Source organism: Bacillus sp. FDAARGOS_527, from assembly GCF_003812125.1.
GTDB lineage: Bacteria > Bacillota > Bacilli > Bacillales > Bacillaceae_G > Bacillus_A > Bacillus_A paranthracis.
In genome coordinates, this window is the sequence record NZ_CP033795.1 from 5,173,992 (window position 1) to 5,196,947 (window position 22,956).

Annotated in this window: 19 protein-coding genes; 14 read left to right on the forward strand and 5 right to left on the reverse strand. The window is 34.8% G+C overall.

What is annotated here, in order from left to right; translation table 11 throughout:
- Positions 1-2 precede the first annotated feature (2 nt).
- The 6 genes from EGX95_RS29500 (at position 3) to EGX95_RS29525 (ending at position 8,569) form a co-directional block, all read left to right on the forward strand.
- Positions 3-485: a helical membrane plugin domain-containing protein gene (locus EGX95_RS29500; RefSeq protein ID WP_001040529.1), complete on the forward strand. Its 483-nt coding sequence runs from the start codon at positions 3-5 to the stop codon at positions 483-485.
- Between the two features lie 156 nt (positions 486-641).
- Positions 642-2,513, forward strand: coding sequence for a glycerophosphoryl diester phosphodiesterase membrane domain-containing protein (locus EGX95_RS29505; RefSeq protein WP_001164732.1), 1,872 nt, complete (start codon positions 642-644; stop codon positions 2,511-2,513).
- A 369-nt stretch (positions 2,514-2,882) separates the two neighbouring features.
- Positions 2,883-4,016 carry an alanine dehydrogenase gene (gene ald / locus EGX95_RS29510; protein ID WP_001219742.1) on the forward strand — a complete coding sequence of 378 codons (1,134 nt, stop codon included), beginning with the start codon at positions 2,883-2,885 and terminating at the stop codon, positions 4,014-4,016.
- A 103-nt stretch (positions 4,017-4,119) separates the two neighbouring features.
- Complete coding sequence (locus tag EGX95_RS29515; RefSeq protein ID WP_001284880.1) at positions 4,120-5,535, forward strand: amino acid permease; 1,416 nt, start codon at positions 4,120-4,122, stop codon at positions 5,533-5,535.
- A 266-nt stretch (positions 5,536-5,801) separates the two neighbouring features.
- Entirely contained in the window at positions 5,802-6,179 is a 378-nt protein-coding gene (locus EGX95_RS29520; protein WP_000829678.1) for an ArsR/SmtB family transcription factor, read from the forward strand.
- A gap of 23 nt (positions 6,180-6,202) precedes the next feature.
- Positions 6,203-8,569: a heavy metal translocating P-type ATPase gene (locus tag EGX95_RS29525; protein ID WP_000796604.1), complete on the forward strand. Its 2,367-nt coding sequence runs from the start codon at positions 6,203-6,205 to the stop codon at positions 8,567-8,569.
- Between the two features lie 203 nt (positions 8,570-8,772).
- Here EGX95_RS29525 and EGX95_RS29530 read toward each other — a convergent pair whose 3' ends face one another.
- Positions 8,773-10,236 carry a nicotinate phosphoribosyltransferase gene (locus EGX95_RS29530; RefSeq protein ID WP_000222889.1) on the reverse strand — a complete coding sequence of 488 codons (1,464 nt, stop codon included), beginning with the start codon at positions 10,234-10,236 and terminating at the stop codon, positions 8,773-8,775.
- 200 nt (positions 10,237-10,436) lie between these two features.
- Between EGX95_RS29530 and EGX95_RS29535 the strand changes: the two genes are divergently transcribed.
- The 3 genes from EGX95_RS29535 to EGX95_RS29540 all read left to right on the forward strand — a co-directional run bounded on the left by EGX95_RS29535 (position 10,437) and on the right by EGX95_RS29540 (position 13,708).
- Positions 10,437-11,696, forward strand: coding sequence for a helix-turn-helix transcriptional regulator (locus EGX95_RS29535; protein ID WP_001187930.1), 1,260 nt, complete (start codon positions 10,437-10,439; stop codon positions 11,694-11,696).
- Between the two features lie 14 nt (positions 11,697-11,710).
- The gene (locus EGX95_RS30020) at positions 11,711-11,839 is read left to right on the forward strand and encodes an NprX family peptide pheromone (RefSeq protein ID WP_000733137.1); all 129 of its coding nucleotides are present in this window, start codon (positions 11,711-11,713) and stop codon (positions 11,837-11,839) included.
- A gap of 168 nt (positions 11,840-12,007) precedes the next feature.
- Positions 12,008-13,708 carry a M4 family metallopeptidase gene (locus EGX95_RS29540; protein WP_000730387.1) on the forward strand — a complete coding sequence of 567 codons (1,701 nt, stop codon included), beginning with the start codon at positions 12,008-12,010 and terminating at the stop codon, positions 13,706-13,708.
- A gap of 63 nt (positions 13,709-13,771) precedes the next feature.
- Here the strand turns inward: EGX95_RS29540 and EGX95_RS29545 are convergent, their stop codons facing one another.
- Positions 13,772-14,320 (reverse strand): TVP38/TMEM64 family protein, encoded by a 549-nt coding sequence (locus tag EGX95_RS29545; RefSeq protein WP_000852210.1) that lies wholly within the window; start codon positions 14,318-14,320, stop codon positions 13,772-13,774.
- Between the two features lie 398 nt (positions 14,321-14,718).
- Here EGX95_RS29545 and EGX95_RS29550 point away from each other — a divergent pair, with 398 nt between their 5' ends.
- Positions 14,719-15,237 (forward strand): RNase A-like domain-containing lipoprotein, encoded by a 519-nt coding sequence (locus tag EGX95_RS29550; protein ID WP_000822707.1) that lies wholly within the window; start codon positions 14,719-14,721, stop codon positions 15,235-15,237.
- 15 nt (positions 15,238-15,252) lie between these two features.
- Positions 15,253-15,525 carry a hypothetical protein gene (locus EGX95_RS29555; protein WP_000288797.1) on the forward strand — a complete coding sequence of 91 codons (273 nt, stop codon included), beginning with the start codon at positions 15,253-15,255 and terminating at the stop codon, positions 15,523-15,525.
- Between the two features lie 48 nt (positions 15,526-15,573).
- Here the strand turns inward: EGX95_RS29555 and EGX95_RS29560 are convergent, their stop codons facing one another.
- From EGX95_RS29560 to EGX95_RS29570, 3 genes are all read right to left on the reverse strand, one after another.
- Entirely contained in the window at positions 15,574-16,836 is a 1,263-nt protein-coding gene (locus EGX95_RS29560) for a VanW family protein (RefSeq protein WP_000777381.1), read from the reverse strand.
- A gap of 234 nt (positions 16,837-17,070) precedes the next feature.
- A complete protein-coding gene (locus EGX95_RS29565; protein ID WP_123805806.1) occupies positions 17,071-18,084 on the reverse strand; it encodes an LCP family protein in 1,014 nt (337 codons plus the stop codon).
- 190 nt (positions 18,085-18,274) lie between these two features.
- Positions 18,275-19,453, reverse strand: coding sequence for a NupC/NupG family nucleoside CNT transporter (locus EGX95_RS29570; RefSeq protein ID WP_000668853.1), 1,179 nt, complete (start codon positions 19,451-19,453; stop codon positions 18,275-18,277).
- A gap of 89 nt (positions 19,454-19,542) precedes the next feature.
- On the opposite strand from EGX95_RS29570, the gene EGX95_RS29575 reads away from it, so the two are divergent.
- The 3 genes from EGX95_RS29575 (at position 19,543) to aspA (ending at position 22,931) form a co-directional block, all read left to right on the forward strand.
- The gene (locus EGX95_RS29575; RefSeq protein ID WP_002081606.1) at positions 19,543-19,929 is read left to right on the forward strand and encodes an SMU1112c/YaeR family gloxylase I-like metalloprotein; all 387 of its coding nucleotides are present in this window, start codon (positions 19,543-19,545) and stop codon (positions 19,927-19,929) included.
- 107 nt (positions 19,930-20,036) lie between these two features.
- Complete coding sequence (locus EGX95_RS29580; RefSeq protein WP_000353304.1) at positions 20,037-21,335, forward strand: hemolysin family protein; 1,299 nt, start codon at positions 20,037-20,039, stop codon at positions 21,333-21,335.
- Between the two features lie 162 nt (positions 21,336-21,497).
- A complete protein-coding gene (gene aspA / locus EGX95_RS29585) occupies positions 21,498-22,931 on the forward strand; it encodes an aspartate ammonia-lyase (RefSeq protein WP_000562155.1) in 1,434 nt (477 codons plus the stop codon).
- The last annotated feature ends 25 nt before the right edge of the window (positions 22,932-22,956 follow it).

Sequence of the window (22,956 nt, forward strand, 5' to 3'; positions counted from 1 at the left end):
TAGTGGCGAAAGAGATTACTTTAATTAAAAAGAAAGTTGTAACAGAGGAAGAACAGAAACAGCAAGTAGCAGATGAACTTCTAAATGAGCTATCTAATAATCGTGAAGCAGTAGAAGAAACGATGCAGCTGTTAGCGCAGTTACAGAAGGCTGGAATATTAGATGCGGCGATTAGTTTACTTGCTGCTAAGGAAGATGTTTCAAAAATCGCTGTGGAGCAATTAAATCGTGAACCAGTTAAAAATGCACTTAACAACATGATGGGGGCGGGGGAAGCATTATCTTCAGTTGATCCGGAAGTAACGAAACAAATTACATCCAGCTTAGTTACGGGATTACAATTTGCAACAGATGAATTAAATAGTGGTAAAAAAACAAAAGTGATGGATTTCTTTAAAGTGTTAAAAGATCCAGATATCAATAGAGCCATTACATTTGGTTTTAGCTTCTTGAAAGCATTTGGACAAGGGTTAGAGAAAAAATAGAGTAGATGAAAAAAGTGATGGGGAGTAACCATCACTTTTTTCATTGTATGTATAAGAGTGTTCATGTTAAGCGGAATATATTATTATTAAAAAGATGGGTTAGAAATGGAAATATGGAATCCATCTCAAATATCGTTTTAGAATGTGGAGGAATATATGCAACACCGTAAAAGACTATCTATACCAGGGGTAATGGGACATTCCTTTCAAACAGTTAAATTTGCTTTTTGGAATGTATTAACCTTTCAACTTGCTTATAAATTATTAGCAGCGATTGTATTCGTCCCGCTATTTGGGATCATTTTTAATAAGTTGTTGTATTTTGGTGGGTATGCAAATGCGACGAATGATGAGTTATTAGCGTTTTTAAAGACACCATACGGCATTTTGGCAATCGTAATTTTATCATTGTTAGCGCTGTTTCTTATCTTTACGGAATTTGCGGTGCTTATTATTATTTCGTACTTTGCTCATAAAAGGCAAAAGGTGAGATTACGTCCAATTTTGTATAAAACAGTAACGTATTTACCTACTCTTTTCACATATTGCTTACCGGGATTTATTTTATATGCTGTCGTATTATTACCTCTTTTAAATATGGGATATGAAACAGCATTAATCCCGCAAATTCAAATTCCTAACTTCATTACAGGAGAACTGTTTAAGACAACGATGGGACAAGTGGGTTATTACACATTCTTTGCTGTAGTTGCGTATTTGAACCTTCGCTGGATTTTTGTTCTACCTATTGTTGTTTTAGAACAAAAGCCATTTCGTGTGGCAGCACGTAAAAGTGCAAAGTTAGTAAAAGAAAGCTTTTTTAAAGTACTATTCTTTTTAGTAGGATTTTTTATTTCGATAGGAATTGTCTATGTCCTATTTTTAGGAATATATTTATTATGTTTATGGGGTGTTTATGAATTTACAAACCCAAAAGGGACATTTGCATTATTAGCGGAATCAACAATGTCTGTATTTCTAACGAGTACATTGTATTTATTTAGCTTTATCGTGACACCATTTTATATTATGGCGATTACGAGATTGTATCTACAAAAGGTTCCAGTTGAAGATGTTTTATTAGAAGAAGGTTTAGATTATTCGAAAACGAAAGCAGATAAATGTTTCTTCCAAAAACATCGTTGGAAATTTATTGGTGTATATATTGTAGGAATTATTACGGCGGGAATGGTTGTTGCCTTCATTGTGACCTTTATTACAAATACATATAAAGAACCAATTATTATGGCTCATCGCGGTTATATTTCAAAAGGTGTAGAGAATACAAAAGAAGCTTTGCAAGGCGCTATTGATGCGAAAGCAGACTACGCTGAAATTGATGTTCTGCAAACAAAAGACGGTGAATTAGCAGTTATACATGATTTGAAGTTGAAACGCCTTGCTAATGCTAATGTTCACGTGTCAGATTTAACGATGGACGAGTTAAGACAACTTACTCTGAGTCAAGATGGGTTTTCAGGACAAATAAGTACACTTGATGAGATTATTAAGCTGGCAAAAGGCAAAATCAAACTCAATATTGAAGTGAAGCTTCATGGGGGCGAAAAAGATTTTGTAAACAAAGTATTAAAAACGATTAAAGATAATGAATTTGAAAAGCAATGTGTCATTCAAACGTTACACTATCCGCTTATAAAAGAATTTAAGCGTGCAAATCCAAATATAAAAGTAGGATATATATTGTATGCAAGTAGAGCTCACTTAAAGAATGTGAAGGCTGATTTTTATGTAGCAGAAGAATACATGCTAAATAAGAAATTAGTAAAAGAAGCAAGGAAGTTAAACAAGCCAATTTACGTATGGACGGTAAATGATATGGAAAGTTTAAAGGGATATTATAAGTTAAACGTAGATGGTATCATTACCGATTATCCTGAATCGGCACGTGAAACAATTAAGATGTTAAAAGAGCAAGAAGAGGAAGAAAGTGATCTGTTTGATAAAATTACTGAAACAACAGATGATTTATTTTCCAAGTTATTTATAAGTTATCCAGCTGCTAGTTAAATGCTAGCAGCTGTTTTTTTAGGGAAAGAATATATCCCTAAAGTATTGTTTAAACTTATAACTGTATATGTATACGGCATCATTGGTATTTCTTACATTGTTATATTATTGTCAAATAATAAATGATTGCTGCTTATTTTAAAGGAGTATAATAAAAATAGAGTGATAGATAATGGGATGAAACGAGAATCCTAATAGAATCAATGTTTTATATATTTACACTATTCTAAATATATAAACTTTAAAAATATGGTATGTTAGCGTTTTCATAACTTTTAAGTTATGCTAGAATAAGGACATAAGTTATTAATTATTACAAAAAGAAAAAAGACTTTCTTTTTTCTGTTAATTATAAGGGGGCATTTCATTATGCGTATTGGGGTACCAGCAGAAATTAAAAACAACGAAAACCGTGTGGCAATGACACCAGCAGGTGTTGTACATTTAATTCGTAACAATCACGAAGTATTCATTCAAAAGGGTGCAGGTTTAGGATCTGGTTTCACAGATGCTCAGTATGTTGAAGCGGGAGCGAAAATTGTTGATACAGCTGAAGAGGCTTGGAACATGGAAATGGTTATGAAAGTTAAGGAACCAATTGAAAGCGAATACAAACACTTCAGCGAAGGTTTAATTTTATTCACATACTTACACTTAGCTCCAGAACCAGAATTAACAAAAGCATTAATCGAAAAGAAAGTTGTTTCTATTGCATATGAAACAGTACAATTAGAAAACCGTTCTCTACCATTACTTGCACCTATGAGTGAAGTAGCTGGTCGTATGGCTGCACAAATTGGTGCACAATTCCTTGAGAAGAACAAAGGCGGTAAAGGAATTTTACTTGCAGGTGTTCCAGGGGTTAAACGTGGTAAAGTAACAATCATCGGTGGTGGACAAGCTGGTACAAATGCTGCTAAAATTGCAGTTGGACTAGGTGCGGATGTAACAATCATCGACTTAAGTGCAGAACGTCTTCGTCAATTAGATGACATTTTCGGAAACCAAGTAAAAACTTTAATGTCTAATCCGTACAATATTGCAGAAGCTGTAAAAGAGTCTGATCTTGTAATCGGTGCAGTATTAATCCCAGGTGCAAAAGCGCCAAAACTTGTAACAGAAGAAATGATTAAATCAATGGAACCAGGTTCTGTTGTTGTAGATATCGCGATTGACCAAGGTGGTATTTTCGAAACAACTGACCGTATTACAACTCATGATAACCCAACTTACGAAAAACACGGCGTTGTTCATTATGCAGTTGCAAACATGCCAGGTGCGGTTCCACGTACATCAACTCTTGCATTAACAAACGTAACAGTACCATACGCAGTACAAATTGCTAACAAAGGCTACAAAGAAGCTTGCTTAGGCAACTCTGCATTACTAAAAGGTATTAACACATTAGATGGCTATGTAACATTCGAAGCAGTTGCAGAAGCTCACGGTGTAGAGTACAAAGGTGCTAAAGAATTATTAGAAGCAGAAACAGTATCTTGCTAATAAAAGCATTATACAAAACAAAATCGAACAATATATAAAACAACATGATAAGAGCTAAGAGATAATACCTCTTAGCTCTTCTTGGCAAAAGGGGGCATACATCGTGGCCAACCTATTTAAAAAGAAATCCGTTACGCAATTGTTAGGGGAAAGTAAAAGTAAAACTTTAACGAAAACGCTAGGGGCATTTGACCTAACAATGCTAGGGATTGGTGCGATAATCGGTACAGGAGTACTAGTATTAACAGGATTAGTAGCAGCAAGAGATGCTGGTCCAGCAGTTATTTTTTCATTCATGATTGCAGCGATTGTTTGTGGATTTGCAGCATTATGTTATGCAGAAGTTGCATCTACACTTCCGGTTTCAGGTAGTGTGTACACATATTCATATGCGACAATTGGTGAGTTTATTGCCCACCTAATGGGATGGACATTACTATCTGTATATGTCGTAACAACTGCCGCAGTAGCTGGTGGATGGACGGGTTATTTTAATAACTTAGTGAGTGGATTTGGATTAGAAATTCCAACAGAGCTGTTAAAGATTCCATCACAAGGTGGAATGGTGAATTTACCAGCAGTAGTCATTACATTAGTTTTAACTTGGTTACTATCAAGAGGTACGAAAGAAAGTAAGCGTGTGAATAACATAATGGTATTAATTAAAATTGGTATTGTTATTTTATTCATTGCAGTTGGTGCGTTTTACGTACAACCAGAAAACTGGACACCATTTGCACCATACGGCATTAGCGGAATCTTTGCCGGAGGAGCAGCAGTATTCTTCGCTTTCTTAGGATTTGATGCATTAGCAACTTCTGCTGAAGAAGTAAAAAATCCACAACGTGATTTACCGATTGGTATTATTGCTTCGTTAGTTATTTGTACAATTATTTATGTTGTAGTTTGTCTCGTTATGACAGGTATGGTTTCTTATAAAGAATTAGATGTACCAGAAGCTATGGCATATGTATTAGAAGTTGTAGGACAAGATAAAGTAGCTGGTGTAATCGCAGTTGGAGCTGTAATTGGTATTATGGCTGTAATCTTTGCTTACATTTATGCAACGACACGTGTATTCTTCGCGATGAGCCGTGATGGTTTATTACCAAAATCATTTGCGAAAATTAATAAGAAGACAGAAGCACCAGTATTCTCAACTTGGTTAACGGGTATTGGTAGTGCATTAATTGCTGGATTTATCGATTTAAAAGAATTGTCGAATTTAGCGAATATTGGAGCGTTGTTAACATTTGCGATGGTAGGTGTGTCAGTTATTATTCTTCGTAAAACACATCCGAACTTAAAACGTGGCTTTGTGGTACCACTTGTACCAACGCTACCGATTATTTCAATCGCATGTTGTCTATTCTTAATGTTTAACCTACCATTAACAACATGGATTTACTTCGGTATTTGGTTAGCAATTGGAGTAGTTGTATACTTTGTTTATTCGAAAAAACATAGTCATTTAAAAGACGATGGAAGTTCGCAGGATAATTTAGAACAAGCTAATTAAAAGCTTAATTAAAAGGGATATAAGTATAGTAAGCCTTGTGCGTCTAGGGAGCGCGCAAGGCTTTTTCTTTTGTACAAAGTGTACATCTTTTTTTGTATGAGAATGTAATTGATGCGGAAAATATATGTAGATCTTTTTAAAATATGAACGAAATGTTCAAAAAAATGTATTAGATTTCATTGACACATATGAGTAGGCGCTCATATAATAAAGGTATAAGATATATGAACAGTTGTTCATATGTTCAATTAAAGAGGTGAGCTATAATGGCTGAAAATAAAGTAGAAACACCGCAGGAAACTTGTTCTCAAACGGTAATTCATGAGGAAATCGTGGATCAAGTGAAGCAAACAATTCCGACTGATGAAAGTTTAAGTAAAGTAGCAGAATTATTTAAAGTATTAGGTGATCGTACACGTACGAGAATATTACATGCGTTATTTGAAGCTGAAATGTGTGTTTGTGATTTAGCGTATTTATTAGGAATGACACAATCATCTATTTCACATCAGCTTCGTGTATTAAAGCAAGCGAAACTTGTAAAGAATCGTAAAGAAGGAAAGGTCGTTTATTATTCGTTAGCTGACCAGCACGTAATTCATATCTTCGAGCAAGCGTTTGAACACGTAAACGAGGAAGAATAAAAAGAACGCGAGGAGGGAGAACGATGGCTGAAGCATTAGTGAAAAAGAAACTGATGTTAGAAGGTTTAGATTGTGCGAACTGTGCAATGAAAATCGAAAAAGGTGTTGGAAATATAGAAGGAGTAAATTCTTGCTCTGTAAATTTTGCAACAAAAACAATGGTTTTAGAGACAGAACAAAATAAAGAAAACGAAGTTGTTACAGAAGCAAAACAACTCGTTACAAAATTAGAACCGCACATTAAAGTGCAAGAAGAAAAAAGCACAAAAGTAGCAAAAGAAGTATTTATATTAGAAGGTTTAGATTGCGCAAATTGTGCGATGAAGATTGAAAATAAAGTGAAAGAAATGCCGACTGTTTCAACAGCAACTGTTGATTTCGTATCAAAGAAATTACGAGTTGAGGTAGCGAATAAAAGAGAATTAGAAGCGACTGTAGCCAATATAACAAATGTCGTTCAAAAGTTAGAACCAGATGTGAAAGTTCTTCGTGAAGAAAAGGGTGGTCATGACCATGGACATAGTCATGATCATGGTGAAGCAAATGTGAAAAAGATGGTAGGACGATTAGTGGTCGGCGGAATTTTGACAGCAATTGCTGCATTAGCTAGCTTACCACAAATGATCACAATTCCGTTATTCGTCCTTGCGTATGTATTAATCGGTGGAGATATTGTTTGGAGAGCGGTAAGAAACATAACTCGTGGCCAAGTGTTTGATGAGAACTTCTTAATGGCAATTGCCACACTAGGAGCTTTCGCGATTCAACAATACCCAGAAGCGGTTGCAGTAATGTTATTCTATCAAGTAGGGGAACTATTCCAAAGTATTGCGGTAAACCGTTCTCGAAAATCAATTACTTCATTAATGGATATTCGTCCTGATTACGCGAATGTAAAGGTTGGTAATGAAACGAAACAAGTATCGCCAGAAGATGTACAAATCGGTGATTATATTATCGTGAAACCTGGTGAGAAAGTACCATTAGACGGAAAAGTAGTTGAAGGAACATCAATGGTAGATACTTCAGCATTGACTGGTGAATCTGTACCACGTGAAGTTGAAGCTGGAAATGATGTACTAAGTGGTTTTGTGAACCAAAATGGTGTATTAACAATTGAGGTTACAAAAGAATTTGGTGAATCAACCGTATCAAAAATTTTAGATTTAGTTCAAAATGCAAGCAGTAAAAAAGCGCCAACAGAAAACTTTATTACGAAGTTCGCGCGTTACTACACTCCAGTTGTAGTAATTACAGCAGCGATCATGGCGTTTATTCCACCACTTATTTTAGAAGGAGCTACATTCTCTGATTGGATTTATAGAGCGTTAGTGTTCCTAGTAATCTCTTGTCCATGTGCGTTAGTTGTATCTATTCCTCTTGGATTCTTTGGAGGTATCGGTGGTGCATCTAAAAGTGGTGTGTTAGTAAAAGGAAGTAACTATTTAGAAGCTTTAAATGATGTGAAATATATTGTTTTTGATAAAACAGGCACATTAACAAAAGGTGTCTTCAAAGTTACAAAAATGGAACCGAGCGAAGGTATTACAAATGAAGAATTATTAGAGTATGCAGCATTTGCTGAAGTATATTCTAACCATCCAATTGCACAATCGATTCGAAATGCATATGGAAAATCAGTTGATGAAAAAATGATCGATGATTATAACGAAATTTCTGGTCACGGTACAGTCGTAAAAGTACAAGGAAAAGAAATTTTTGCAGGTAATGCTAAATTAATGAGAAAAGAGAACATTACATTTAAGCAACCAGAAACGGTAGGTACATTAGTTCACGTTGCTGTAGATGGAAAATATGCAGGTTATATTGTTATCTCTGATGAGGTAAAAGAAGATTCAAAACAAGCAATTCAAAAGTTAAAAGAACTAGGTATTAAGAAGACAGTCATGTTAACTGGTGATGCAAAATCAGTTGGTGAAGCTGTTGGTAAGGAATTAGGTTTAGATGAAGTTCACGCAGAACTATTACCGCAACAAAAAGTAGAAGAGATTGAAAAAATTGATGCAGCGAAGCATGGAAAAGAAAAAGTCGCTTTCGTTGGTGATGGTATTAATGATACACCGGTATTAGCGAGAGCCGATGTTGGTATTGCGATGGGTGGTTTAGGATCAGATGCAGCAATTGAAGCGGCAGATATTGTTATTATGACTGATGAGCCATCAAAAATTGCAACAGCTGTAAACATTGCAAAACGTACACGACGCATTGTGTGGCAAAATATTATCTTTGCATTAGGGGTAAAAGGATTAGTTTTACTACTTGGTGCTTTCGGTATTGCAACAATGTGGGAAGCTGTTTTCTCAGATGTTGGTGTGACACTACTGGCAGTGTTAAATGCAATGCGTGTACTACGAGTGAAAGATTTATAAAAAAAGAGGGCGCAACCTGCGTCCTCTTTTTTAGGTTATTCTGTTGAAATTGACTCAATAAAATAATAACAAATATTATTTTATAAATAAATAACTTAATATTTAAATTTACAAATAAAAAATATTTGTCTTATTATTTTAATATATTTTCCACAAAGATACATATAGTATTGAAAAAACAGAGAAGGAGCAGCTTCTCTGTTTTATTTTTGTATCTTTTTTTCAACTTGTTCTCGAACAGTTTGAATGTAATTCATTTTATGATCCCAGCATTCTTGACTTAAATCGACAGGGTATTCTTCAGGGTTTAAAGTTCGCATATATTCTTCCCAAAATAGAGAGAGGCTCTGTTCATTATATTTTTGAATATCTAATATACTTGGTAGTTCATATGTTCTTTCACCGTTAACGAAAATGTCTTTATGCAGTTCACGGGCTTCAAAGTTTGTTACGAATTTACTTATATATGTGTGAACTGGATGGAACATTTTTAAGCGCTCTTCTTTTCCTGGTTCTTCAGAATCTAAAGCAATATAATCGCCTTCAGCATGATCGTTCACTCGATTGATAATGCGATAAATTCGTTTTAGTCCTGGAGTAGTAATTTTTTCAGGGTTAGATGAAATTTTAATTGTATCATTTAACTTTCCATCAGTATCTTCAATCGCAACGAGTTTATAAACAGCCCCTAATGCTGGTTGCTCAAAGGACGTAATCAATTTTGTCCCAACGCCCCATACATCAATTTTTGCTCCTTGAGATTTTAAATGCATAATGGTGTATTCATCTAAATCGCTAGAAGCAATAATTTTTGTATTTGTAAACCCGGCTTCATCTAGTAGTTTTCTTGCCTTTTTAGATAAATAAGCCATATCACCACTATCAAGGCGAATGCCATAAAAATCGATACGATCCCCAAACTCTTTCGCGACGCGAATTGCATTTGGAACACCAGATTTTAATGTGTCATATGTATCAACGAGAAAGACGCATTTTTTATGTGTCTCAGCATATTTCTTAAACGCGACATATTCATCACGATATGCTTGAACGAAAGAGTGAGCGTGTGTGCCAGCTACAGGTATTCCGAAGCGTTTCCCAGCCCGTACGTTACTTGTAGATGAGAAACCACCAATAAAGGCAGCTCGTGTGCCCCAAAGGGCTGCATCGAACTCGTGGGCACGTCTTGTGCCGAACTCTAAAAGTTCATCGTTATTTGCAGCGTGCTTCATACGAGCTGCTTTTGTTGCAATTAATGTTTGGTAATTCACAATGTTTAACAGGGCAGTTTCAATAATTTGTGCTTCGCCAAGCGGTGCATCAACACGTAATAAAGGCTCGTTATTAAAGACAACTTCACCTTCTTGCATACTACGAACCGTACCAGTGAATTTCATGTTTTGTAAATAATGAAGGAATTCTTCTTCAAATTGCAATTCTGCTAAATAAGCGATATCGCTTTCGGTAAAGCTGAAGTTTTCTATGTACTCTACAATTTTTTCAAGACCGGCAAAAACAGCATAACCGTTCTCGAATGGAAGCTTTCGAAAGTATAAATCAAACACCGAGCGGCGATTGTGAATACCATCTTTCCAATATGTATAAGCCATATTAATTTGATATAAATCTGTATGTAAGGCATAGCTATCGTCTTTATAATAAGTCATCGCGAAAACACCTCCATAATTTGGTTATAGTATACCAATTTTTCACCGCTTGTAGCAAAGAATGGATATGAAGGTGTAGTCAAGAGGGAAAAAAATGAAATAATGCATATTTTTTAGAAAATTAACATTTATCAATTTATATTTCTCAAGATTTTATGTATTATTAGAGTAATGGGGGTAAATGAGAATGGAGGAGGACAATGCAACAAACATTAGAAAAAATAGGCAAACAAGTCTTTTACAAACGGCTACAGCAAAAAATGACACAAGAAGAATTATGTCAGGGCATTTGTTCTGTCTCATACTTAAGTAAAATCGAAAATGGAAAGATCGAAGCATCAGAAGAGATTCTACAATTGCTCTGCGCAAGATTAGAAATTGCCGTGACGGATTTGAGAGATGTAGAAGAAGATGTGAAGGGGAAGTTGGATGAATGGTTGAATGCATTAGTTCATTTGGACAAGCCACAAGTAGAACGCATATATGAAGAGCTGCAAGGTGAAATGAAGCATGTTTTGGATTTTGAAATTATAAATTATTATAAGTTACTTTATACGCGGTATTTAATGATGAAGCGAGATTTACCTGCTGTAGAGGAAGAATTGGATAAGTTGAAAAAGGTGTATAAGAAATACTCACCTTTCCAGAAGATGTTATATACGTATAATAAGGCATTGTTATATTCTGTGCAGTACAAATATACACAGGCATTGGAATACTTGCTAAAGACAGAAGCGATGGCGAAAGAGTTAGGTTATTATGAAACAGGAATATATTATAATTTAGCGCTAACTTATAGTCAGATGGAAATAGACCACATGACATTATACTTTGCTAACGTGGCATTAGAAGGCTTTAAAAGTGAATATAAATTCAGAAATATAATTAATTGCAAGTTTTTAATTGCTTTTAGTTACACTAGAAAAAAACAATATAACGAAGCTATGGAAATTTATAATCATATCATAAGGGAAGCGACTTCTTTTGCTGATAAAGATAATATTCTATCTATTGCTTTGAATAATATTGGTTACCTGTATTATCGTCAAAAAAATTATACTAAGGCAAAAGAGTACTATATAGAATGCCTAAAGTATAAAAAAGAAGAGGATATGAACTATATTGATGCTATGTATGAGCTTTCGTTACAGTGTATTCAATTAGGAGAAATCGAGGAAGCAGCTAAATGGATTGAAAAAGGCATCATTGCTGCAAGAAAAGATGATAGATATAAAGGGATGCTATATTTATTATTAAGTTTACGATACAAGCATTTTGAAGAAAGGGATGTTTATAAAAAATTTCTAGAAATAGAAGTAGTTCCTTTCTTTAAAGCAGAGGAAAATATAAAAGATTTAAAGAAAATATACTTAGAACTAGCTGAATACTTAGAAGAATGTTCAGATTTTAAAGAAAGTAATCGCTACTATAAGTTAGCGATAAATTTATTAGAAGAGTAAGGAGGAGAAATAATATGAAAAAGTTAATTGCAGGAACATTTGTAGTTATGGCGATTGCGGCGGTGGTATTGGATATTCAGTATGCATGGAAGCCAGATACTCTTGGTCAAGAAGCTAAAACAGTTCAACAAATTAATTCATAATTAAAAACCCCTTTCCAACCGGAAAGGGGTTTTTTCAATATTTGTTCCTCAAAATTCTACAAAACTTGAGAAAATAATTATTTGAATTTTTAGTATATTAATAGTGGAAACATAATGCTAATATGAAACTACTCTTTTTCAAAAAATAATTTATTAGGGGGAAGGTTCATGAAAAAGAAAAGTTTAGCGTTAGTGTTAGCGACAGGAATGGCAGTTACAACGTTTGGAGGGACAGGCTCTGCATTTGCGGATTCTAAAAATGTGCTCTCTACTAAGAAGTACAATGAGACAGTACAGTCACCGGAGTTTATTTCTGGGGATTTAACTGGAGCAACTGGTAAGCAAGCAGAATCTGTTGTGTTTGATTATTTAAACGCAGCAAAAGGTGATTATAAGTTAGGGGAAAAGAGTGCGCAAGATTCTTTCAAAGTGAAACAAGTGAAGAAAGATGCTGTAACTGATTCAACAGTATTACGTTTGCAACAAGTATACGAAGGAGTACCTGTATGGGGTTCTACGCAAGTAGCTCACGTAAGTAAAGATGGTTCTTTAAAAGTATTGTCTGGAACAGTTGCACCTGATTTAGACAAAAAAGAAAAGTTAAAAAATAAAAATAAGATCGAAGGCACAAAAGCGATTGAAATTGCGCAAAAAGATTTAGGGGTTACACCTAAATATGAGGTAGAACCAAAAGCGGATTTATATGTATATCAAAACGGTGAGGAAACAACATATGCATACGTTGTAAATCTAAACTTCTTAGATCCAAGCCCAGGAAACTACTACTATTTCATTGAAGCAGAAAGCGGTAAAGTATTAAATAAGTTTAATACAATCGATCATGTGACGAATGATGATAAGTCACCAGTTAAGCAAGAGGCTCCTAAGCAAGATGCAAAAGCAGTTGTAAAGCCTGTAACAGGAACAAATAAAGTAGGAACGGGTAAAGGGGTATTAGGAGATACGAAGTCGCTTAATACAACGTTATCTGGATCATCTTACTACTTACAAGATAATACACGCGGAGCAACAATTTTCACATATGATGCGAAAAACCGCTCGACATTACCAGGAACATTATGGGCAGATGCAGATAATGTTTTCAATGCAGCGTATGATGCAGCGGCAGTAGATGCTCATTACTATGCAGGTAAAACATATGATTACTATAAAGCTACATTTAATAGAAACTCTATTAATGATGCAGGAGCACCGTTAAAATCAACAGTCCATTACGGAAGCAATTATAATAATGCATTCTGGAACGGATCACAAATGGTATACGGAGATGGTGATGGTGTAACGTTCACTTCATTATCTGGTGGTATTGATGTTATTGGTCACGAATTAACGCATGCTGTTACGGAAAATAGCTCGAATTTAATTTATCAAAATGAATCAGGCGCATTAAATGAAGCGATTTCTGATATCTTTGGTACTTTAGTAGAATTCTATGATAACCGTAACCCAGATTGGGAGATTGGTGAAGATATTTACACGCCTGGTAAAGCAGGAGATGCACTTCGTTCTATGAGTGATCCAGCGAAATATGGTGATCCAGACCATTATTCTAAGCGTTACACTGGTTCAAGTGATAACGGTGGGGTTCATACAAACAGTGGCATTATTAATAAACAAGCTTATTTATTAGCGAATGGCGGTACGCATTACGGTGTAACTGTAACTGGTATTGGTAAAGATAAGTTAGGTGCAATTTATTACCGTGCAAACACACAATATTTCACGCAATCTACTACATTTAGCCAAGCTCGTGCTGGTGCAGTACAAGCTGCAGCTGATTTATATGGTGCAAATTCTGCGGAAGTAGCAGCAGTTAAGCAATCATTTAGTGCTGTTGGTATTAACTAAGGATTTTAAGGATAGCTATTAAGAAAATACCTCAAAAATAAAGAAGGAGCCTATGCTCCTTCTTTATTTTTTTCTCCATTTTTTCCACAAATAATATAATCCGATACAACCTGCGATTGTCACAATCCACTTCGCTTCATTTGTTCCGTTCATAACATGATAGGCCGAATATACTTCGATTAACAAAGCCGGTATTTTCCCTATCGTACTGGCAATACTGAAGGATAGTAATGACATTTTGCCTAGAGCGGCAAATAAAGTCACGATACTTGATGGGATGAAAGGTATGAATCGAAACGATAGAACGAGTAGAAAGGCCTCTCTACCTTCTACATAAAGTAGGCGTTCTACCTTTGGGTACTTATTTACTTTACTGTGAGTGAATTTCTGAAGGCCTATACGATAAATATAAAACGAGATAATAGCCCCTAATGCCTCACCTGCGATCGAAATAAGGGTTCCATTTGTTACACCAAAGAGCTGTATGTTAATAGCGGTCAAAAAAATACTAGGGATAACACCTAAAAGGCTAATGACTATGTTGATTAAGATACTAAGTGGAATTGCGATTGAATAATAGTCTGTTAAGAAGTTTTGAATTGTTTCAGCCATTGTTTAAAATCCTTTATCTTTTTTTGCATTACACCATATTTCCATTGTGTAGGCAAGTACAAATTTACATAATGTAGAAAAACGTTAAAAAACACCATTATTATACCTTATATGGGTATTAGGTATATGAAGAAAGGGGTATATTTTACTTTTTAAAAAAATGCAAATAAAACCTTTATTTAAAAGGTTAATAGATAGTTTTAGGAGGAGGTTTAACTTGGGAAATAATCATAAAAACATAGGGGTATGTTTATGTAAGGGGCGAAAATAGCGGTTTTATGAAAAACGGGTGGTAATATGGCAAAATAGATGAGGAATTTAAAAAATGTTGTATGTTTTTTCGGTGTGAAATTGACTTTTAGTGAAGTTATGATAATAATCATGAAAGAGGTGATATGATGAAACGAATAAGTAGTCTTTTCTTGAGTAGTTTATTGGCATTAATACTGATCTTAAGTGGATGTGCAGGAAAAGAACAAAAAACAGAGAAACAAACAGGGAATCAATCGACATCAGTAGAAAAAATTAGTGATAATATTTTAGACGAAATGGAAGGGCCACCTAAAAATGGTCACACGATTGAAAGACATGTAGGCAAATCAGAAGAGGATTTGAAGAATCGCTTGAAGACAGATAAAGTATCCGCAGCAAGTACATACTATGACAAGGAAACAGCGACGAAAGCTGTAAAAGATAGTTTGAAGCAGCATGATAAGGAAATTCAAGATTGGTTAAAAAATTCTAAAGAGGCTCGTCTCGTATTAAATACAACACATTCATTCCCGGTTGGAAAAACGGTAATAAAGAAAAATATGAATGTAAAAGACAAGTTAGTAAAAACTGTTACTGTTTTAGCGAGAGATAAGTCAGGAGATTTAGGATATAAGATCATTACTTCTTATCCATCTGATAAATAAGAAGGGGGAGTAAATATGTATACGACATTACAATATTTTTTAAAATCGTATTGTACGTTAAGTATCCATGAAGATGAAATAGTAGGCGTGATGGAAGAGTTTATAGAGCAAGAAGACGAAGAAATTGTTTTGAAATTACGCGATGAATTATTATATATGAAGAAAAAGGATGCTTGGGAAGAGGCGTGCGTATTAGTTGCGAAGCAAGGAAATCGTATGTGGTCGTTAGAAGAAACGAAAGACCATCTTGCAACCTTTTTATTATTATTGGAAAAGAAAAAGGCGTGAGTAGATCACGCCTTTTTTGTTTTTGAAATTTTTTCGTTTGATAGTATCTTATTGTTTTGGAGCGCTTTTATATACGCTTTTTGAAATTTGTCCATTAGATATTACTTCACCGTTTTGTGTTACTTTTTTATATGTAACTGCTGTTATTTTATCATTAGTCCTACTAATTACTTGAGAAGAAACCTCAACATTTTTACCAGTATTTGTACCGAAAATGCGTGTAGTAATACTACCTCCATTTGAAAACGCTTGAATATAAATATGATTGCCTGTATTGTTTTTAAATTTTAAATCTGGACCATAATCTGCTACTGCTGCATCTTGCCCAAGTGGTAAATAATTTACTGGCATAGAATGATTACTTCGAGAAACAATTCCCAAATCTGCTCTTAAAGCTGCGCTATATAAAGTACTACTCACTTGGCAAACGCCTCCGCCTGCACTTTGTATAACCTTACCTTGTGAATATACGGCTGCGGATTTATAACCGTGAGCAGCATCCGTTACACCAACGCGGCCATTAAAACTAAATGTTTCATCAGGTGCGACAATAACGCCACTTAAAGTATTAGCTGACTTATTTACGTTAAAGGATTGATTCCCGTTACGACCAGCCATTGGAGTCGAATATTCAGCGATTACTTCTTTAATCCCCATTTTCTGTATATCTTCTGTAGAACGTTCAGGTTTTAATAGTGTAACTGGCAACGTAATGTCAGATGTACCAGAAGTAATGGCCTGCTGCGTTAAATCAGTTAACTTTCCTTTATCGATTTTTTCTCCATTTTGACTTTGGCTAATATTTACTGTAGTGCCTTCAATACTTAATTCTGCATTAACAGGATTTTTTAATGTTTCATTATATTTATCCTTCATAAAGCTTTCATAAGCAGTTGTATTTAATTGGGGTGTTAATTTATAGTCACGTTTTAATTCACCGTTTTCAGCCTGCTTCCGCATTTTGTAACGATTCATTGCATTTCCTTCTTGTTCTTTAAAGATTTTGTCGATAACATCTTTTTCTTTATAATTTATTCCTAAATCTTTCCATGTGTAAGTTTGTTTATCATTTTGGAATATGTAAGTAAGTGATTTTTGATCTAACTCAGTTATCTTTTGATTAATAATAGCTTGAATATCTTTTTTATTTTTTCCATCGAGAGAAATACCTTCAAATGTAGTATTGGGTAATGCAGTAGTATCTAATTGATTATTCAGTTTGGATACATATTGATATCCACCAATACCGCCTACACAAAGTAATATGCCTCCAGTAATTGCAGAACCGATCAGTATTTTACTTAGCTTCATTTATTTCCCCCCAGAAATTTTTGTATAAATATATGTATTACATTTTTTGTATAAAAATGATGAAAATAACATTATATACGTACTAGTATACTATTATTTTCACTGTGTGTGTAATGTTTTTATAAAATATGTTACACTGTTGTAATAATTGTCTCTTTTTGTCACAATATGTACGATAAATATGTTGAAAATTATAATAAAAAGGCTGTCTAGAAAGTTCTAGCAGCCTTTTTATTATAATTTTTTATGTTCATTTTTATTCGTAACACCGAGATGTTCTTGTAGTGTTGTCGAAATATTATCGACGCTTTTTTCGTTTGGAACGTAATAATAAATACCACCTATATATTTATCAGTACCTTCTACTTGCATTTTATCCATTTTTAAATTGGAATCCATTGAATTTTTTGCAATTGTCATCATATCATCAAAAGTTAAATTTGTTTTTAAGTCTTTATCAACAGCGTCTAATAAACCACCGATTTTATTAATGGAATTCAGAGATAGTGCCTTTTCAGCAATAGCTTCTAAAACAAGCTGTTGTCGTTGACCGCGCATATAATCACTATCGATATGACGAGTTCTCGCTAGTGCCAGTGCTTCTTCTCCATTTAAATGTTGACGTCCCTTTTTAAGGTGAATTGCATCTGCTTCATCTTTACTATTTTGTTCTGTGAACTCCACTGGAACATCTACAGTAATCCCACCAAGGGAATCAACAATTTTGATAAAGGATTTAAAGTTGAATTTTACATAGTAATCAACTGGAACATCTAAAAAGTTCTCTACCGTATCAATTGTGCTATCTACACCACCGAATACGTGCGCATGTGTAATTTTATCGTATTTATCACGTGATTTAATATAGACACGTGAATCACGTGGAATACTGACAAGCTTAACAGATTTATCGTTTTTATTAATGGTTGCAAGTAATAGTGCATCTGTACGAGTTGCTTTCCCATAATTCTTGTCTCTAATATCACTTTCATCAACACCCATAATAAGTACGGAAATGTTGTCAGTCATAGGTTTAACGGCTTTTTCACGTTTGCTGGATTTGTCTCCGCGACCAAGTTCAGAATAGGCATTATTTAAAATTGATTTTGCTTTACTGTATATATGGAAGGAGTAGCCTCCTGCTCCAAGTGCTATAACCAGTAATGGAATAAGAAGGAACCAAAGTAGACGTTTTTTCTTTGAGCGTCCCTTTTGGGCTCGAGTATCTTTGTGCATATCGGATTTCATCATTTTTTCTCCTTTAAAACTATCAAAGTGTATACATCTAGAAGCGCATTCAAACACATAAAAAATATTGTACGCTAAATAAAAGCGATTGTACATGTATAAAAAATAGATGTCTTGATTATTTATAAAGACATCTATTCGTTATTGTATACAAAAGATAGGGATAAGAAAATGATAAAATTTTACCTAATTACAACATAATGCTTACGATAATTGCAGATAAAATGCTAACGAGAGTTGCTCCGTATAGTAATTTAAGGCCAAATCTAGCAACGACGTTTCCTTGTTCTTCGTTTAATCCTTTTACCGCACCTGAAATAATGCCGATAGAAGAAAAGTTAGCAAAAGAGACGAGGAAGACAGAAATAATACCAACTGTACGAGGAGAAAGGCTATTAGAAATTTTACTAAGATCCATCATGGCTACAAATTCATTCGTTACAAGCTTCGTTGCCATAATGCTACCAGCTGTGACAATTTCAGTACTTGGTACACCGATAAGAAACGCAATTGGTGCAAAGACGTAGCCGATTAATTGCTGGAAAGTAATGCCGAATATAATGAGGAATAGGTCATTAATACAGCTCATTAATGCGACAAATCCAATGAGCATAGCACCGACAACGATAGCTACTCGAAAGCCATCTAGAATGTACTCTCCAAGCATTTCAAAAAAGCTTTGCTTTTCGCCTTTTATTTCTAAAATATCTTCATCATCTTTCACGTCGTAGGGGTTAATAATCAGTACGATAATAAAACCGCTAAATAAATTGAGAACGAGTGCGGTTACCACATATTTAGGTTCGATCATTGTCATATAGGCACCTACGATAGACATAGATACAGTTGACATAGCAGATGCACAAAGTGTATAAAGACGGTGTTTTGGAATTTGAGCTAATTGTTTTTTGACCGTAATAAAAACTTCTGATTGGCCGACAATGGCAGATGCGATAGCATTATAAGATTCTAATTTCCCAAGACCATTTATTTTGCTGAGGAAGTAACCGATCCAACGAATGAAAAATGGTAGTATTTTGAAATGTTGCAGTATACCAATTAAGACGGAAATGAAGACAATTGGTAATAAGACAGTAAGGAAAAAGGGCATTTCACCTTTATTGGCAAGGCCGCCAAATACGAAGTTTATACCATCAGCAGCATACTCGAGTAGCTTTGTAAACAGACTGGAAATGATCCGAATAAGTATGAGACCAATTTCTGTATTTAATAACAAATAGGTTAAAATTAACTGTATAATAAGCATGATGAAAATAGGTTTAAATTTAATATGTTTCTTATTGTTACTAGCAATATAAGCAAGGAAGAAAACAACGATAAGTCCCACGAAAAAAGTAATAAATTTCATAGTAAGCCCCCTAAAAGAGATATTCTGCTATATATGTTTTTCATTTCAAGGGAGAATATGCATCTTTGGTAAAGAAAGGAATAGAGAGCATGAATATATGTAGAGTGCACCACGTTGCAATTATTTGTTCGAATTATGAAGTGTCAAAGGATTTTTATAATCGAATATTAGGTTTTAAAGCGATAAATGAAGTATATAGGAAGGAACGAGATTCTTATAAGTTAGATTTATGTGTAGGAGAAGAGTATCAAATTGAATTATTTTCATTTCCAAGTCCGCCTGAGCGCCCGAGTTTCCCAGAAGCGGCTGGACTTAGACATTTAGCATTTGCTGTTACAAATATAGAAGAGGCTGTGAAGCATTTACGCCAATGTGGTGTTAAGACGGAATCAATCCGTATTGATGAAATAACGGAGAAGAAATTTGTCTTTTTCCAAGACCCTGATGGTTTACCTTTAGAATTGTATGAGGTTTGAAATTGGTGAATTTTATATAGGGTTGCTTTTGAGTAAATGAAGAAACTAAAGTGAAACTTCTTTTTTAAAGGAGGTGTCACTTTAGCTAAGAAGGCTAAAGGATATATGTGGATATTTTAAAATTACTGATGGTAGTCATTCTTATTGCATTAACAGGTTTTTTTGTAGCTGTTGAGTTTGCAATTATTAAGGTGCGTAGCAGTCGTATTGACCAACTCGTTAGTGAGAAACGACGAGGAGCATTGGCAGCAAAAAAAGTAACTTCAAATTTAGATGAATATTTATCAGCATGTCAGTTAGGTATTACAATTACCGCTTTAGGGCTTGGGTGGTTAGGAGAGCCGACCATAAAACATTTACTCGAGCCGTTGTTTTTAAAACTGCATTTATCTCCTGCAATTTCCAGCACAGTTTCATTTATTATTGCCTTTGCAGTGATTACGTTTTTACATGTTGTCATTGGTGAACTTGCTCCGAAGACGTTCGCTATACAAAGAGCAGAGCAAGTTAGCTTATTATTATCAAAGCCACTTATTTATTTTTACCGAGTTATGTATCCGTTTATTTGGGCTTTAAATGGTTCAGCAAGGCTTGTAACAGGTTTATTCGGATTACATCCGGCTTCTGAACATGAAGTAGCTCATTCGGAGGAAGAATTACGGTTAATCTTATCTGAGAGTTATGAGAGCGGAGAGATTAATCAAAGGGAATTTAAATATGTAAATAATATTTTTGAATTTGATAATAGAGTGGCAAAGGAAATTATGGTGCCTCGTACGGAAGTTGTGGGTTTATATGAGGACGAACCATTTGAAACACATATTAAAATAATCGCACAAGAAAAATATACGAGGTATCCTGTATTTGGTGAAGATAAAGATGAAATCATTGGAATGGTTAATGTAAAGGATTTATTTATTCGTTATATGGATGGTAATCGGGACGAGGAGTGCTCGATTATGCCATATACAAGGCCGGTCATTGAAGTGCTAGAAAATATTCCAATTCATGATTTACTATTACAAATGCAAAGAAAACACATTCCATTAGCTGTGTTGTATGATGAATATGGCGGTACAGCGGGGATTGTTACGTTAGAAGATATTTTAGAAGAAATTGTTGGAGAAATCCGAGATGAATACGATGAAGATGAACACCCGCCTATAGAGCATATAAGTGAAGGGTGTAAAATCGTAGAGGGAAAAGTGCTTATTAGTGAAGTAAATGATTTATTTGGCATACACTTAATCGCTGATGATGTAGATACAATTGGTGGGTGGATTATGGTACAAAAGCAAATCGTTGCTGAAGGAGATATTATTGAAAAACACGGCTTTTCTTTTAAAGTTCTGGAAAAAGATATGCATCAAATTAAACGAGTGGAAATAAAGAAGGGGGAAGAATGATTTTCTATAAAAGGTATATATAGAAAAATAAATGTTTGCGCTTTCAAAAAAGGTGCTATATAGTGAAGGTGGACACTGAAAAATTCTTCTGAATGATACTCGTATTTTTAGAGGGCGAATTTTTTAAATAGGGATTTAGAATGAAAAGTATAGGTGATGAAAATGATAGCAACGAAGGATATACGTATAGAAAAAGATTTTTTAGGTGAAAAGGAAGTACCAAGTAGAGCTTATTACGGTGTACAAACATTACGCGCTGTAGAAAACTTCCCGATTACAGGATATCGCATCCATCCGTCACTCATTACGGCAATGGCAATTGTGAAAAAAGCGGCGGCACTTGCAAATATGGATACTGGTTACTTAGCCAAAGACATTGGGCACGAAATTGCAGAGGCAGCGCAAGAAATTGTTGATGGAAAATTCCATGATCAATTTATCGTAGATCCAATTCAGGGCGGTGCTGGAACTTCTATTAATATGAATACGAATGAAGTAATTGCTAATCGAGCGTTAGAACGTATGGGATATGAAAAAGGCGAGTATGCAAAAATTAGCCCAAATACGCATGTAAACATGGCTCAATCGACGAATGATGCGTTTCCAACGGGAATTCATATTGCAACTCTTATGATGTTAGAAGAACTTCTTATTACAATGGAAGAACTTCATGCTGCTTTCCGTGCAAAAGCAAAAGAGTTCGATCACGTCATTAAAATGGGACGTACACATTTACAAGACGCTGTTCCGATTCGTCTTGGACAAGAATTTGAAGCATATAGCCGCGTGCTTGCGCGTGATATAAAAAGAATTAAACAATCCCGCCAACATTTATATGAAGTGAACATGGGAGCGACAGCTGTTGGTACGGGATTAAATGCAAATCCTACGTACATTGAACAAGTGGTGAAACACTTACGAACATTTAGCGGATTCCCACTTGTTGGTGCAGAGCATTTAGTTGATGCAACGCAAAATACAGATGCATACACAGAAGTATCTGCAGCATTAAAAGTATGTATGATGAATATGTCTAAAATTGCGAATGACCTTCGTATTATGGCATCTGGTCCACGTGTTGGATTGGCGGAAATTCAATTACCAGCTCGTCAGCCAGGTTCATCTATTATGCCAGGTAAAGTAAATCCTGTTATGGCAGAAGTAATTAATCAAGTCGCTTTCCAAGTAATTGGTAATGATCATACAATTTGCTTAGCGTCAGAAGCAGGACAACTGGAGCTCAACGTAATGGAGCCTGTGCTTGTATTTAATTTAATTCAATCTATTAGTATTATGAATAACGGATTCCGTGTATTCCGTGAATATTGTATTAAAGGAATTACAGCAAATGAAGAATTGCTGAAGCAATATGTTGAGAAAAGTGTTGGCATTATCACAGCAGTTAATCCTCATATTGGTTATGAAGTAGCATCTCGTATTGCACGTGAAGCAATTGAAACAGGAAAATCTGTTCGGGAGTTATGTTTAGAACATGGTGTACTGACAGAAGAAGAATTGGATATTATTTTAGATCCATTCGAAATGACGCATCCTGAAATTGCTGGAGCTTCTTTATTAAAGAATAAGAAGATGTAATGTGAAAAAACACCGATCCATTTGG

Excerpts from the sequence above, each read along its gene's own strand:
- EGX95_RS29505 (WP_001164732.1), top strand. The coding sequence starts at position 642 with ATGCAACACCGTAAAAGACTATCTATACCAGGGGTAATGGGACATTCC.
- ald (WP_001219742.1), top strand. The coding sequence starts at position 2,883 with ATGCGTATTGGGGTACCAGCAGAAATTAAAAACAACGAAAACCGTGTG.
- EGX95_RS29520 (WP_000829678.1), top strand. The coding sequence starts at position 5,802 with ATGGCTGAAAATAAAGTAGAAACACCGCAGGAAACTTGTTCTCAAACG.
- EGX95_RS29525 (WP_000796604.1), top strand. The coding sequence starts at position 6,203 with ATGGCTGAAGCATTAGTGAAAAAGAAACTGATGTTAGAAGGTTTAGAT.
- EGX95_RS29530 (WP_000222889.1), bottom strand. The coding sequence starts at position 10,236 with ATGACTTATTATAAAGACGATAGCTATGCCTTACATACAGATTTATAT.
- EGX95_RS29535 (WP_001187930.1), top strand. The coding sequence starts at position 10,437 with ATGCAACAAACATTAGAAAAAATAGGCAAACAAGTCTTTTACAAACGG.
- EGX95_RS30020 (WP_000733137.1), top strand. The coding sequence starts at position 11,711 with ATGAAAAAGTTAATTGCAGGAACATTTGTAGTTATGGCGATTGCGGCG.
- EGX95_RS29540 (WP_000730387.1), top strand. The coding sequence starts at position 12,008 with ATGAAAAAGAAAAGTTTAGCGTTAGTGTTAGCGACAGGAATGGCAGTT.
- EGX95_RS29545 (WP_000852210.1), bottom strand. The coding sequence starts at position 14,320 with ATGGCTGAAACAATTCAAAACTTCTTAACAGACTATTATTCAATCGCA.
- EGX95_RS29550 (WP_000822707.1), top strand. The coding sequence starts at position 14,719 with ATGAAACGAATAAGTAGTCTTTTCTTGAGTAGTTTATTGGCATTAATA.
- EGX95_RS29555 (WP_000288797.1), top strand. The coding sequence starts at position 15,253 with ATGTATACGACATTACAATATTTTTTAAAATCGTATTGTACGTTAAGT.
- EGX95_RS29560 (WP_000777381.1), bottom strand. The coding sequence starts at position 16,836 with ATGAAGCTAAGTAAAATACTGATCGGTTCTGCAATTACTGGAGGCATA.
- EGX95_RS29565 (WP_123805806.1), bottom strand. The coding sequence starts at position 18,084 with ATGAAATCCGATATGCACAAAGATACTCGAGCCCAAAAGGGACGCTCA.
- EGX95_RS29570 (WP_000668853.1), bottom strand. The coding sequence starts at position 19,453 with ATGAAATTTATTACTTTTTTCGTGGGACTTATCGTTGTTTTCTTCCTT.
- EGX95_RS29575 (WP_002081606.1), top strand. The coding sequence starts at position 19,543 with ATGAATATATGTAGAGTGCACCACGTTGCAATTATTTGTTCGAATTAT.
- aspA (WP_000562155.1), top strand. The coding sequence starts at position 21,498 with ATGATAGCAACGAAGGATATACGTATAGAAAAAGATTTTTTAGGTGAA.